The organism is Clostridium carboxidivorans P7 (assembly GCF_001038625.1).
In the GTDB taxonomy this organism is placed as follows: Bacteria; Bacillota; Clostridia; order Clostridiales; family Clostridiaceae; genus Clostridium_AM; species Clostridium_AM carboxidivorans.
This window is the reverse complement of sequence record NZ_CP011803.1, coordinates 4,970,349-4,982,854: the sequence shown is the minus strand read 5'-3', so window position 1 is coordinate 4,982,854 and position 12,506 is coordinate 4,970,349. Positions and strand designations below refer to the sequence as shown.

Here is a 12,506-nt window from a genome sequence, read left to right as displayed (position 1 = left end):
CTTTAACTACATTTAGCAATACATCTTCTGGTATTGTCTATTGAGCCATAAACACGCCTTAGTACATATTCTACATAAAAGTTTATTCTCCTTCTTAATTTGTGTAAAAAAACTGCAAAACAGCCTTTTTACACAAATTAAGTTAAAAAACCCTATCTATTCAATTTCTATTATTTTAAGAGCATCTCCAGTAGATAAGCTTGATTGAATTTCTTGTGAAACTGAAGCTGTTCCTCCTATTATTATAAGTTTTGAGCTATCAGTTGCATTTACGTTTATATAATTTTGAGCTGCTTGTGCCTGTGTTTCACTTGCACCTACACCAGTAAGTACTAGTGGCGAACCAGTTTTTGATGCTGCTGCTGAAGCAACTAAAGCATCTGCAAATTGATCATTAGTTGCACCGCCTGCTGCTATATAAACTGTGCCAAAGTCCAATCCGCCATTATTTTTAAAGTAATCTAAAACAGCTAAATTTGTAGCAAATCTATCAGTTGCATTATTAGTTATTTTTTTACCTGATACTGTATCTACTACTGATTGAGGTAATACTCCTTCTCCTCCTACAGCAAGAATGCTTAATCCATTAGAAGTTATTACATCTTTGACTGTAGAATATATCATTTGAGAAGTACCAAATAATACTGGATACCCTTTTTGCGCTGCAATAGAAGCTACAGATAATGCATCTGCATAACCATCTTGTCCATTAACAAGAACTGCCGATTTTTGTCCACTTAAACTTAAAACTTTTTTTGCAACCTCTGCATTAGTTCCCATTCTTGTTGTATCATTAACTCCAGCTATACGCTCTACTGTATACTTATTTTTCAATGTCTTTTCTATAGAGGTTGATACTACACCCTTTCCACCTACTATATATATGTTAGTAGCTCCAAGATTCTGTATAGTTGCAGCTACTTCTGATTCTAAAGTATCTCCTCCTGCTGTTAAAAGTATAGGAGCGCCTAAAAGCTTTGCAAGTGGTGTAGCACTTACTGCATCTGGATAACCATATCCATTTACCAATATTACATTTTTGGCTTTACCAAATAAGTCTGCAGCAACTTTATTAGCTGTTCCTATTCTTCCACCTGAACCACCATCAGTTCTACTTACTGTTGCAGCAGCTTGTACACTTACTGCACTTAAAGTTACTGTTATAACTAATGCTGTAAGCATAGAACTTAAAAACTTTTTTCCTCTAATCATTAAATCATTCCTCCTACTGTTAATGATAATCGTACATTGCTTCATAAAATTTATACCTATTTTTTATTATATAATACTATACATAAATTTGACAGGCATTTTGTCAATTTTTATGAAATAAATTGGAATTAAGTGTTCTTTTACCTTGTACAATAACACTTTTTATATATATTTACGTAAGTCATCTATATTTTGGAGGGGTACTCTTATTAAATACTTACTTTCAGCCTTAATTTTCCACATATATTTTAAAATTATAAGTTAATACTATAATTTGTAAAAGATTTAAACTTTTAATTTTTAGGAGGTAAGACTTTATGAATACTAGTGGTAACAAACAAATTGAAGCTAACAACTTAAAAGTTCTTAAAGATCAGATTGGATATGAAGCTTTAATGAACAAAAAATTTAACGAATACTCTGGACAGTGTACAGATCAGTCACTAAAAACTTTGTGCACTGACGCCAGTCAAGTCCATAAAAGAAATTTTGATAGTCTAAAATGTTATTTAGATTCTCATCAATAAAAACATAGGAGGAATTATTTTATGAATGATAAAGAAATGGCTCAAGATCTTCTTGCTACTGAAAAGCAAGTTATATCAGCTTATAGCACTGGAATAACAGAATCTTCTTGTATGAATCTTAGAAATACTCTAGTGGATAATTTTAAAAATGCTCAGGAAGTTCAATATAAAGTTTTTGATGCTATGAGACAGAAGGGATGGTATCCTACAAAAGACGCTCCTGACAATGAAGTTCAGCAGCTTAAAAACGAATGCAACCAAGTGTCGGGTACGCTCAAATAGGTATTAATTGAGAGTTAATACCTCAATTTTTGCAATTTAAGTATAATGCAAAGCATTTTTTTAGAGGACAGAGGACAATTGACAGAGGACAGTGATGGTTGCTTTTCCTCCGTTACACTACGGAAAAGCTTTAATTATTTTTCATAACTAGGCGACTTTGTCGCAAGCCGTTAGGCTGTGTCAATTGTCAATCCTCTATGATTTTTAAATTTTTCTTTGTGGTTTTAACAATAGAATTTAATATCTTATTTAGTTCTTTACATTTTATAATCAATTTCTCTGATGCGTTAGCATCAATATATTTAGTATCAATTAAAAGTTCTAACCAATACTCTGTTTCAGATGCTTCTTTAAGAGCTATATTCATCTTATTTAAAAAATCTCTTTTACTTTGAGCTTCTACTCCTTCTTTTACGTTAGCTCCTATACTTATTCCTGATCTAAGAACCTGTTTTGAAATAATGTATTCTTTCTTTTCTTCAGCTAAATATTTATATAAGTTAACAATTTCTTTTGCAAAAACAAAGGCTTTTTTATAAGTTAAGTTTTCTTTCAATCTTTAACCTCCTAAATTTATCAACTTATCTAAGATATTAGACTTATTCATATAAATTTATTCAGTTTTTAAAAAATGTGAACTCTATATTTATAAATTAAAGATTTTTCGCAGCGCAGCGGAGAAAAATCCTCCTTCAATGTCCTTTGTCCTCTGTCAATTGTCCTCTAAAAAGTGCTTCGCATTATGCTTATATCAAGTCCAAAACTATTAATTACTCTTCCTCATTATAAAATTCCAAATAGGAGTGGTCTTCTCCATTTTTCTGCCATCCTAAAATAGAATCCATATTTACATTTTCTGCTGACTTGAAAATAGATTTATCAACTTGAGGAAAGTTTTTCTTTAATTCTTTAATCAAGTCCTTAATTTCATATCGCTTATTACCTATTTTTCCTGCTGAAACCATACAAGCACAATTTAAAGGCCAGATTCCACTTTTCTGAATGAAACGTTGAATATTTTCTTCTTCTATATAATAAAGAGGTCTTATTAATTCTATTCCTTCAAAATTAGTTGATTTAAGCTTTGGCAGCATGGTCTTAAAGTTTCCTGAATACAACACATTAAGCAGTGTTGTCTCTATAACATCATTAAAATGATGACCAAGTGCAAGCTTATTACAGCCTAATTCCTTAGCCTTTGTGTATAGTGCACCCCTACGCATTCTCGCACACATATAACAAGGGTATTTTTGAGCTATTTTATCTGCTACTTCAAAAATCCCTGATTCAAAAATTTGGACTGGTATATTTAAATATTCACAGTTATCAATTAGAAGCTTTTTAATATCCTTATGATACCCTGGGTCCATAGCAATAAATTCCAACTGAAAATTCATCTGTCTATGACGGTGTAGTTCTTGAAACAGTTTTGCCATTAACATACTGTCCTTGCCTCCAGAGATAGCTACTGCAATCTTATCTCCTTCTTCTACTAATTTATAATTCTTTATTGCCTTTACAAATTTTGACCATATCTTCTTCTTATATGTTTTAGTAATACTACGTTCTATTTCTTCTAAAGGTTTCCTTTCATTAAAAGGAACCAATATATCACAGCCACTTCCTGCTATATCACTCATTATATGCACCTCACTTTTTTCACCAAAACATTATAACACTTTTTTGAGGCCTTGTGTTTTTTACTTATCATATAAGTCAAATTTCGCAGTTTAAAAATATTCCCAAGTAACTTTTCAGAGGACAATTGTCCTCTGTCCTCTGAAAAAGTTGTGTCGCATTGTATTGTGCTTATTATATTAAGTTAAAATTTTGTATATGCGAACGGTTGAGCCATACACAAGTAAATCTATACTATTTAAGCCTTTTCCATTTAGCATTTCTCCCCTTACCTATGGACTGGATTTTACCTTCTTGCTTAAGTTTTTCTAATACTCTATTTATAGTTGATTCTCCTACTTCTGGACAGGCATTTCTTATATCTTCCTTAGTAAAATTACCTAAAAATTTTTCTATAGATTTTTCAATTCTTTCGCTTTTGTTTCCTCTTTTATTACTAACAATTCCTACTCTATTTTCAAATTCTCTATAAGCAGCTAATAAAGTACCCAATAAATATTCAACCCATATAAACAAATCATGCTTTCCTTCATGCCACAACATTGATGATTTATTTAAAGTTTCATAATAAGACTCTTTACTATCTTCTATTATTTTCTCCAAACTTACAAACTTTCCAACTTCAAAACCACTTTTATAAAGCAATAATAAAGTTAATAATCTAGCCATCCTTCCATTCCCATCATTAAATGGATGTATACACAGAAAATCCAATATAAAAGCTCCTATTAATATTAAGGGTTCTATTTCTTCTTTCTTTATCTCCTCATTATAATATCTACATAAATTTTCTACATAATTAGGAGTATAAAATGCCTTTACAGGATTAAATCTTATAAATCTTCTTCCATCAGGCAATACTTCTTCAATGACATTATCTTGACTTTTAAAAACTCCTCCTTTACCTGGAGAAAATTTATATAAATCTCTATGTAGCTGCAAAATGACATTGCTGCTTACAGGTACTCCTTCCCATGAACTATGAATAGTATCCAAAACATCTCTATAACCTGCAATCTCACCTTCACTTCTATTCTTAGGGGTAACTTTGTTGTGTAATATTTCTTTTAATCTTTTCTCTGATGTGTATATTCCTTCAATCCTATTAGAAGATTCTGCACTTTGTATAATGGAAACTTCATTTAACGTTTCTAATATCTGAGGAGATTGCTGTTTATACAAATCTTGTTTTCCTTTATATTCATTTATAACTGATAAAAGCCTAACTATTTTCATAGGTACTGCTATATCATATAATCTATTATTTTCAAAAAACATCATTTTATATATACACCACCTAAATGTTTTTATAGCAAATAAATTACCTATATTCTAACTTTCGCAGTTTAAAAATATTGCGAAGCAACCTTTTTTTGAGAGGACATTTGACAAAGGACAGAGGACAATGAAGGTAAGTTTTCCTCCTTATGTCAGAAAACTAATTTATTTTTAAAGATTGTTTTGCTAAAGCAAAATAATCTTTAGATTTATATTAGTCAGCAATGTTTCGCCTTAGCGAAACGAGTCATCAAAATTTAATTAAAGATTTTTTGCAGCAAAGCGGAGAAAAATCCTCCTTCACTGTCCTCTGTCAATTGTCCTCTGTCCTCTGAAAAGTTGTGCCTATAATTAATATTATCATAAACATACCCAAAATCAAATAAACATATTCATTTAGTATCTAAATGAATATGTTTATTACATTATGACTATATTAAATTACAATAAACATAGTCATTTGGTATCTAAATGACTATGTTTGTTTATCCTCATCTTCTAATTCAACTATCATAAATTTATCAAAATCTATTTCTTCTATAAAGTTATCTTGATTAAAGCTTGTTTTACTCATCTTATTATATTGCTCCAAATTTACAGGCAGCCAATAAGGCTTGGAAATATCGAATTTATTACATAATTCTGTAATGCATACCTTTAAATTTTCTTGATAGCTTCCCTCAATATCCGATGTTACTACATCATCTATTACAATTTTATTATTTTTTATAATCTTACCCCATATTTTTAGCATTTCATTTCCTCCGTTTTGAATTACTATATTTAATTTTACACATTTAATGCAAATTGTAAACCACGAAAAAATATTGCAAAGCAATATTTTTTCAGAGGACAATTGACAGAGGACAGAGGACAATGAATGTTGATTTTTTGCTAACGCAAAAGAATCTTTAAATTATATAAATCAGCAATGTTTCGCTTTTAGCGAAACGAGTCATCAAGAATTTAATTAAAGATTTTTCGTAGCAAAGCGGAGAAAAATCCTCCTTCACTGTCCTCTGTCAATTGTCCTCTGTCCTCTCAAAAAATGCTTTGCATTATGCCTATACCACTAACTTAAGCTTTGATCAGAAATCATGCGTGTCCTACCTCAATTAAACGTGCAAAAACCAAAATTTTTCCCTAAAAATTTTGAAAATTAAGTTAAATTCAGTTCTATAACAACATAATTAAGGTTATACATAAATTGTTAGTTGATGTATAATCATTTCATCATTGGTATATGGTGAAATATTTGGGAGGTAAAAGATATGGAATCTAAATTTGTAAACTTCATACTTGGTCGCAATTTAAAAAGTGATGATTTAAAGAATGAAAAGTATAACATCTTTTGGGGACTTCCCATACTTTCTAGTGATGCAATATCTTCTGTAGCTTATGCAGGAGAAGAAATCCTGTGGATTTTAATAGGTGTTGTAGGACTAGCTTCTTACAAGTATATGTTTTATGCTGCCTTATGTATTGTCTTTTTAATGTTTTTACTGGTCTTTTCTTATAGACAAACCATAGATACCTATCCTAATGGCGGCGGTTCATATATTGTAGCAAAGGATAATTTAGGAACTATTCCTGGTCTCATTGCTGGCTCAGCACTTTCTATAGATTATACCTTAACTGTAGCAGTAAGCACTTGTGCTGGAACTGCTGCAATAACATCTGCTGTACCTTCTCTTTTAAAATACAAGGTTCCTATAACGGTAGCTTTGATTATTTTCATGACCTTAGGCAATTTAAGAGGTGTAAAGGAATCTTCAAGATTATTCGGAATTCCAACTTACTTATTTATTCTCTCCGTAGGATTTATGATAGTTACAGGAATAGTGAAGGTTCACTTTTTTGGCGCTTCTTCTCAAGCTCTATATCCAATACCAAAGGCTACTTCCGATATATCCATTATTCTGTTTTTAAGAGCTTTTGCATCAGGCTGTACTGCACTAACAGGTATAGAAGCTGTTAGTAATGGGATACCTAGTTTTAAGGAGCCTTCTCAAAAAAATGCAAAAATAGTTTTAATGCTTTTAGGCATTGTTGTATTGTTTATATTCGGAGGACTTTCTTATTTGACTACACTTTATCATGCAGTACCTAATTCATCAAATACTCTTATATCACAAATTGCCACTCAAATTTTCGGTCACAGCTTTATGTATTATATTATTCAATGTACTACAGCAATAATATTAATTATGGCTGCAAATACAGCTTTTGCAGGTTTTCCACTTTTATTAGCCTTAATATCAAAGGATGGTTTTGCTCCAAGACAATTTTCAAAAAGGGGACATAGATTAAGTTTTTCTAATGGAATAATATTCTTATGCTCAATGGCATGCATTCTTGTCATAGTTTTTCACGCTGAAACTCACTTATTGATTCCACTGTATGCTGTAGGAGTTTTTATTTCCTTTACTCTTTCTCAAACAGGAATGTTTTGTAGATGGATAAAGCAAAAATCTCCTTACTGGAGACATAAGGCTTTTATTAATGGTTTAGGTGCTCTAGTAACTTTTGCAACTGTTCTAATAATAGGCATAACTAAATTTCATCTTGGAGCCTGGATTATATTTATTTTGATTCCTTTTCTCGTATTTATTATGACAAGAATAAAGAAACATTATACTGCTGTAGCAACTCAGCTTAAATTGGACATCAATCAAAGACCAAAGGTAATTAATTTTGAAGAACAGAAAAGATATGCTATAGTGCCTATTGATACCCTAAATAAATCTTTTCTCAAAGCACTAAATTATGCAAGAACTATTTCTAATAATATTATAGTTTTTCACATATCCGTAAATAAAGAAGCAACAGAAAAACTTATAAAAAAATGGGAGGAATATAATATAGGTATACCTCTTGTTATTAGGGAGTCCCCTTATAGAGCTGTTATACATCCACTTGTTAAATTTATCGAATCTGAAGAATACGCTGCTGGTCCTAATGATACAGTTACTGTAGTTATACCTCAATTTGTTGTTTCAAAATGGTGGGGTAATATACTTCACAATCAAACTTCACTTTTTATAAAAGGAATGCTTTTAAAGGAAAGAAATATAGCCATAGTTACTGTGCCATATATAATTGAAGAAGAATAGAAGCTAATATTTTCAGAGGACAATTGACAGAGGACAGAGGACAATGAAGGTGAGTTTTCCTCCTTACGTCAGAAAACTAATTTATTTTAAAGCCTGTTTTGCTAACGCAAAACAGGCTTTGAATTTATATAAGTCAGCAATATTTCGCTTTAGCGAAATAAGCCATTAAAAATTTAATTAAAGATTTTTCGCAGCAAAGCGGAGAAAAATCCTCCTTCACTGTCCTCTGTCAATTGTCCTCTGTCCTCTCTCTTTTGTCCTCTATCTTCTACTAATTCTACTTACAATATCTGTTTTATCCCTATCAAAATTAATATAACTCCTGATATTATATTTGCCTTTTTAGTTAAATTCCATTTATTAAAAAACTCAGTAATATAGTTTCCAGCCCACAATGCCAAAAAACTTATTACAGCAGAAAAAAAGCCTATGAAAAAGGAGTTTAGTCCAATCATACCTGCACTCAAGCTTCCACCCACATTATTAATGGATAGTGCAATACCAAGAAATGTAGCTTCTTTAAAATCAATATCTTTAGAGTTATCTGCATCTGCAGTTTCCGGCTCTTTTAAAATATTATATATATTGCTATTTTGAATAGAACTCTCTTTATCTTTAACTTTATTTTCTTTTTTAAAGTAAGGTTCTAATATAATCCATAAACCAATGATTACAAGCATCGTCATACTTAATATAGAAGACACTTTATTATTAAATGCCTGTGACACAGCATTTCCTGAAAAAGCAGCAATGGAAGATATAAAAAAAGTAATCACAGAAATCCATAAATTTTTTGGAGTTGTTATTTTTATTCCACGAATACTGTAAGCAATTCTAACACTTATATTGTCTAGGTTGTTTACTAGTGCAATAAAAATCGTATATATCAAATGCATAGCAATGCACCCTCCTATAAGTTAGTACATTGCTATAATATGAAAAGTTTATAGAATTTGTGAAGAAATATATTAAACTTTTCAGAGGACAATTGACAGAGGACAGAGGACAGTGAAGGTAAGTTTTCCTCCTTACGTCGGAAAACTAATTTATTTTAAAACTTGTTTTACTAAATCAAAACAAGCTTTAAATTTATATAAGTCAGCAATGTTTTGCTTTAGCAAAACGAGTCATCAAAAACTTAATTAAAGATTTTTCGCAGCAAAGCGGAGAAAAATCATCCTTCACTGTCCTCTGTCAATTGTCCTCTGTCCTCTGTCCTCTAAAAAAGTTGCATCGCATTGTGCCTATACTAAGTCAAAATTTCACATACATAAAAGCTGCTTTATTAACTCTCTAACATTTTTCCCATAAGCACTCCCATAATAGATGCCATCATTAATCCTCTAGTCCAGCCACTAGAGTCTCCTAAGCAGTGAAGTCCTTTTATATTAGTATCAAATTTGTCATTTAAGTTTATCTTGTTGCTATAAAATTTTATTTCTGGACCATATAATAAAGTTTCAACACTTGCAAAACCTGGTACAACTATATTCATAGCTTTAATAAAGTTTAAAATATTAATCATAGGTCTGTATGGAATAGCAGAAGTTAAATCTCCAGCTACAGCATCTGGTAAAGTATGCTTTATATTTGTTTGGTCTAATTCTTTCTGCCAGGTTCTCTTTCCATCCAGTATATCTCCATATCTTTGAACTAGTATTCTGCCATTGCCTAACATATTAACTAACTCAGCTACCTTTTTTCCATACTCTATAGGTTGATTAAAAGGCTCTGAAAAATTATGTGAGCTCAATATAGCTAAATTAGTGTTATCAGATTTTCTTTCTTTATATGAATGTCCATTGACTATTGCCAAGTTATTATCATAATTCTCCTGACTTACAAAGCCTCCAGGATTTTGGCAAAAGGTTCTAACTTTATTTTTAAAAGGTGCTGGATATCCTATAAGCTTTGATTCATATAAAACATTGTTTACCTTTTCCATAACTTCATTTCTAATTTCAACACGAACACCTATATCTACAGTACCAGCAGAATGATTTATTTCATGTTTTATACACATATCTTTAAGCCAATCTGCTCCTTTTCTTCCTGTTGCTACTATTACTTTATCAGCATACAAGTCTTCTTTTTTAGTTTTAGTTTGTGAATCAGATATTTTTATACCTTTTGCTATTCTATCTTCAATAATCAAATCTTCAACTACAGTATCAAACTTAATTTCTATTCCAGAATCTAAAAGATATTTTTGTATTTTTAAATATATTTCCTGCGCCTTTTCTGTTCCCAAATGTCTTATAGGACAATCTACTAATTTAAGTCCTGCTTCTATAGCTTTTATTCTAATTGCTTTAACTGCTTCAGTATTTTCTAGTCCTTCTACCTTTGTGTCTGCACCAAATTCAAGATAAATTTTATCTGTATATTCTATGAGTTCTTGAGCTTTGTCAGTTCCTATTAAACTTGGCAGATCTCCTCCAACTTCATAGCTTAATGATAGCTTTCCATCTGAAAATGCACCTGCTCCTGAAAAACCAGTTGTTATATGACAGTAAGGTTTGCATGAAACGCATTTTTTTGTTTTTTCTTTAGGACAATATCTCTTATCTATACTTCTTCCTTGTTCAACCATTAAAACTTTCTTATTAGATTTTTGTCTAACTAGCTCCAATGCAGTAAATATTCCTGATGGACCAGCTCCTACTATTATTACATCATACTTCACAATAATCATCTCCATTACAAAATCATTAATTATTTTTCCCTTAATAAAGAAAATATTATTATATTTTCGTCAACAATTTAGTTCGTACCATAACGAACAATGTATATTTTTTTCAAATGGATCATCTTTAATTTTACATCTTTCACACATTTATTTGAAGGAAAATTTAATATAGAAAAGCATGAAAGTTGTAGCCTCAATAAGCATATGCACTTATAGCCTACAACTATTTAAGGTAGCTCGGTAGAGACATCCAGCCCATATTGCTAGATTTATACAAGTGAACATTAAACAATATTCTCTTAAAAAAGTTCTTATTACAAAAAAATTTTACTCTATATTTTCGTAAAATGCAATAGTTTTTTATATAACTTCTTTTACTAAACACATTATTCTTATAATATAAATTATACAATTTAAATAGAGCGATAACATCAAAATAGTGTTATAATTAATTTAATAAAAGTTTTAGGTACTTATTAAGTTTAACAACTTATGAGTTTAAAAGGGAAATAGGTTAAAAGCCTATGCGGTCCCGCCACTGTAAGGATGAGTATATTAACATTATGCCACTCAGTAATGGGGAAGGCCTTAATATATGATGAATCTTAGCCAGGAGACCTGCCTAAAATTATAGATACTGATTCACCTTACGCGGATATGGGGGATATTAGCATATTTTTGCTTTTAACCATTATCTGTTAGGATAATGGCTTTTTTAATTGCTTTACTTTTATAATATGCTTATATTAAGTCAAAATTTTATATACAAAAAAATTAAATTAGGGGGAATGAAAAAATGTATAAATTGAAAAAAGCATCTTTTATTTTACTTATTATTTTCCTATTTTCTTTTTCAATAATTGGATGTACCCAAAACAGCTCCACTTCTTCAAAGGAAGATAAAAAGCAAGTTGAATCAGTAAAAAACACTACTTATCCACTTAAAATAAAAGACTCGCTTAATAGAGAAGTAACTATAGAAAAGGAACCTAAAAAGGTTATATCTATAGCGCCTAATGTTACAGAAACTATTTATGCTCTTAACAAGGAAGATACCTTGATAGGAAGAACTGATTTTTGTACATATCCTAAGGAAGCTAGTAAGATTCAATCTATCGGAGGACTTACAAATCCTAATATTGAAAAAATAACTAATTTAAAACCTGATATAGTCATAGCTTCCAATCATTTCAGGGAACAGGATTTAAAAAAATTAGAAGAGCTTAACATAAAGGTTATAGTGCTTTCTGGTCCTGAAAGTTTTGAAAGTACCTATGACATTATAAGAAATGTTGGTAAAATTCTTAACGCTAATGATAAAGCTAATTCTATAGTTTCTAATATGATAAAAAAAGTAGATTATGTAAAAGAAAAGGTTAAAGGCAAAGGTACTCCAACTACTTACTATATAGTAAGCTTTGGTAAAAGTGGCGATTTCACTGCCGGTAAAGATACTTTTGTAGACACAATGATTACTACAGCTGGCGGAAAAAATGCTGCTTCTGATGTAACTGGATGGAAATATAGCTTAGAAAAACTTATTGAAAAAAATCCAGATATAATTATATGTTCAAATAAGTTTAATTCAAAAAATGAAATTAAGGTACAAGAAGGATATAAGGACCTAGATGCTGTGAAAAAGGATAAACTTTTTGAAATTGATGAGGATATTATTAATAGGCAAGGTCCTAGATTAGCTGATGGTTTAGAAGCTTTAGCCAAGATAATCCATCCTGATGCTTTTAAATAGTATATTTACAGAAGGGA

At 30.6% G+C, this 12,506-nt stretch carries 11 protein-coding genes and 2 riboswitches; of the genes, 4 read left to right on the top strand and 7 right to left on the bottom strand.

Going from position 1 to position 12,506, the window contains the following annotated elements:
* Positions 1 to 156: 156 nt before the first annotated feature.
* Positions 157 to 1,212 carry a cell wall-binding repeat-containing protein gene (locus Ccar_RS22545; RefSeq protein WP_007062480.1) on the bottom strand — a complete coding sequence of 352 codons (1,056 nt, stop codon included), beginning with the start codon at positions 1,210 to 1,212 and terminating at the stop codon, positions 157 to 159.
* Positions 1,213 to 1,529: 317 nt separating this feature from the next.
* Here Ccar_RS22545 and Ccar_RS22540 point away from each other — a divergent pair, with 317 nt between their 5' ends.
* Positions 1,530 to 1,739, top strand: coding sequence for a hypothetical protein (locus Ccar_RS22540; protein WP_007062481.1), 210 nt, complete (start codon positions 1,530 to 1,532; stop codon positions 1,737 to 1,739).
* A gap of 21 nt (positions 1,740 to 1,760) precedes the next feature.
* A complete protein-coding gene (locus Ccar_RS22535; protein WP_007062482.1) occupies positions 1,761 to 2,021 on the top strand; it encodes a spore coat protein in 261 nt (86 codons plus the stop codon).
* Between the two features lie 187 nt (positions 2,022 to 2,208).
* Here the strand turns inward: Ccar_RS22535 and Ccar_RS22530 are convergent, their stop codons facing one another.
* The 4 genes from Ccar_RS22530 to Ccar_RS22515 all read right to left on the bottom strand — a co-directional run bounded on the left by Ccar_RS22530 (position 2,209) and on the right by Ccar_RS22515 (position 5,691).
* The gene (locus Ccar_RS22530) at positions 2,209 to 2,577 is read right to left on the bottom strand and encodes a four helix bundle protein (RefSeq protein WP_007062483.1); all 369 of its coding nucleotides are present in this window, start codon (positions 2,575 to 2,577) and stop codon (positions 2,209 to 2,211) included.
* 214 nt (positions 2,578 to 2,791) lie between these two features.
* The gene (locus Ccar_RS22525) at positions 2,792 to 3,661 is read right to left on the bottom strand and encodes a tRNA 2-thiocytidine(32) synthetase TtcA (protein WP_007062484.1); all 870 of its coding nucleotides are present in this window, start codon (positions 3,659 to 3,661) and stop codon (positions 2,792 to 2,794) included.
* A 232-nt stretch (positions 3,662 to 3,893) separates the two neighbouring features.
* Positions 3,894 to 4,940, bottom strand: a complete 1,047-nt coding sequence (locus Ccar_RS22520; protein ID WP_007062485.1) for a Fic family protein — start codon at positions 4,938 to 4,940, stop codon at positions 3,894 to 3,896.
* Between the two features lie 472 nt (positions 4,941 to 5,412).
* Positions 5,413 to 5,691, bottom strand: a complete 279-nt coding sequence (locus tag Ccar_RS22515) for a hypothetical protein (RefSeq protein WP_007062486.1) — start codon at positions 5,689 to 5,691, stop codon at positions 5,413 to 5,415.
* A 517-nt stretch (positions 5,692 to 6,208) separates the two neighbouring features.
* Between Ccar_RS22515 and Ccar_RS22510 the strand changes: the two genes are divergently transcribed.
* Positions 6,209 to 8,050 carry an APC family permease gene (locus Ccar_RS22510; RefSeq protein ID WP_007062487.1) on the top strand — a complete coding sequence of 614 codons (1,842 nt, stop codon included), beginning with the start codon at positions 6,209 to 6,211 and terminating at the stop codon, positions 8,048 to 8,050.
* Positions 8,051 to 8,331: 281 nt separating this feature from the next.
* Here Ccar_RS22510 and ytaF read toward each other — a convergent pair whose 3' ends face one another.
* Together ytaF and Ccar_RS22500 are read right to left on the bottom strand one after the other, a co-directional pair.
* A complete protein-coding gene (ytaF, locus tag Ccar_RS22505) occupies positions 8,332 to 8,946 on the bottom strand; it encodes a sporulation membrane protein YtaF (RefSeq protein ID WP_007063120.1) in 615 nt (204 codons plus the stop codon).
* A gap of 389 nt (positions 8,947 to 9,335) precedes the next feature.
* Entirely contained in the window at positions 9,336 to 10,736 is a 1,401-nt protein-coding gene (locus Ccar_RS22500; protein ID WP_007063121.1) for an NAD(P)/FAD-dependent oxidoreductase, read from the bottom strand.
* Between the two features lie 196 nt (positions 10,737 to 10,932).
* A riboswitch (purine riboswitch) is annotated at positions 10,933 to 11,036 on the bottom strand.
* A gap of 153 nt (positions 11,037 to 11,189) precedes the next feature.
* A riboswitch (cobalamin riboswitch) is annotated at positions 11,190 to 11,379 on the top strand.
* Between the two features lie 156 nt (positions 11,380 to 11,535).
* Here Ccar_RS22500 and Ccar_RS22495 point away from each other — a divergent pair.
* Positions 11,536 to 12,489 carry an ABC transporter substrate-binding protein gene (locus Ccar_RS22495; RefSeq protein ID WP_007063122.1) on the top strand — a complete coding sequence of 318 codons (954 nt, stop codon included), beginning with the start codon at positions 11,536 to 11,538 and terminating at the stop codon, positions 12,487 to 12,489.
* Positions 12,490 to 12,506: the final 17 nt, after the last annotated feature.

Bases quoted from the DNA above. Each gene is read 5' to 3' on its own strand.
- ytaF (WP_007063120.1), bottom strand. From the start codon at position 8,946: ATGCATTTGATATATACGATTTTTATTGCACTAGTAAACAACCTAGAC.
- Ccar_RS22495 (WP_007063122.1), top strand. From the start codon at position 11,536: ATGTATAAATTGAAAAAAGCATCTTTTATTTTACTTATTATTTTCCTA.
- Ccar_RS22535 (WP_007062482.1), top strand. From the start codon at position 1,761: ATGAATGATAAAGAAATGGCTCAAGATCTTCTTGCTACTGAAAAGCAA.
- Ccar_RS22510 (WP_007062487.1), top strand. From the start codon at position 6,209: ATGGAATCTAAATTTGTAAACTTCATACTTGGTCGCAATTTAAAAAGT.
- Ccar_RS22515 (WP_007062486.1), bottom strand. From the start codon at position 5,691: ATGCTAAAAATATGGGGTAAGATTATAAAAAATAATAAAATTGTAATA.
- Ccar_RS22525 (WP_007062484.1), bottom strand. From the start codon at position 3,661: ATGAGTGATATAGCAGGAAGTGGCTGTGATATATTGGTTCCTTTTAAT.
- Ccar_RS22545 (WP_007062480.1), bottom strand. From the start codon at position 1,212: ATGATTAGAGGAAAAAAGTTTTTAAGTTCTATGCTTACAGCATTAGTT.
- Ccar_RS22540 (WP_007062481.1), top strand. From the start codon at position 1,530: ATGAATACTAGTGGTAACAAACAAATTGAAGCTAACAACTTAAAAGTT.
- Ccar_RS22520 (WP_007062485.1), bottom strand. From the start codon at position 4,940: ATGATGTTTTTTGAAAATAATAGATTATATGATATAGCAGTACCTATG.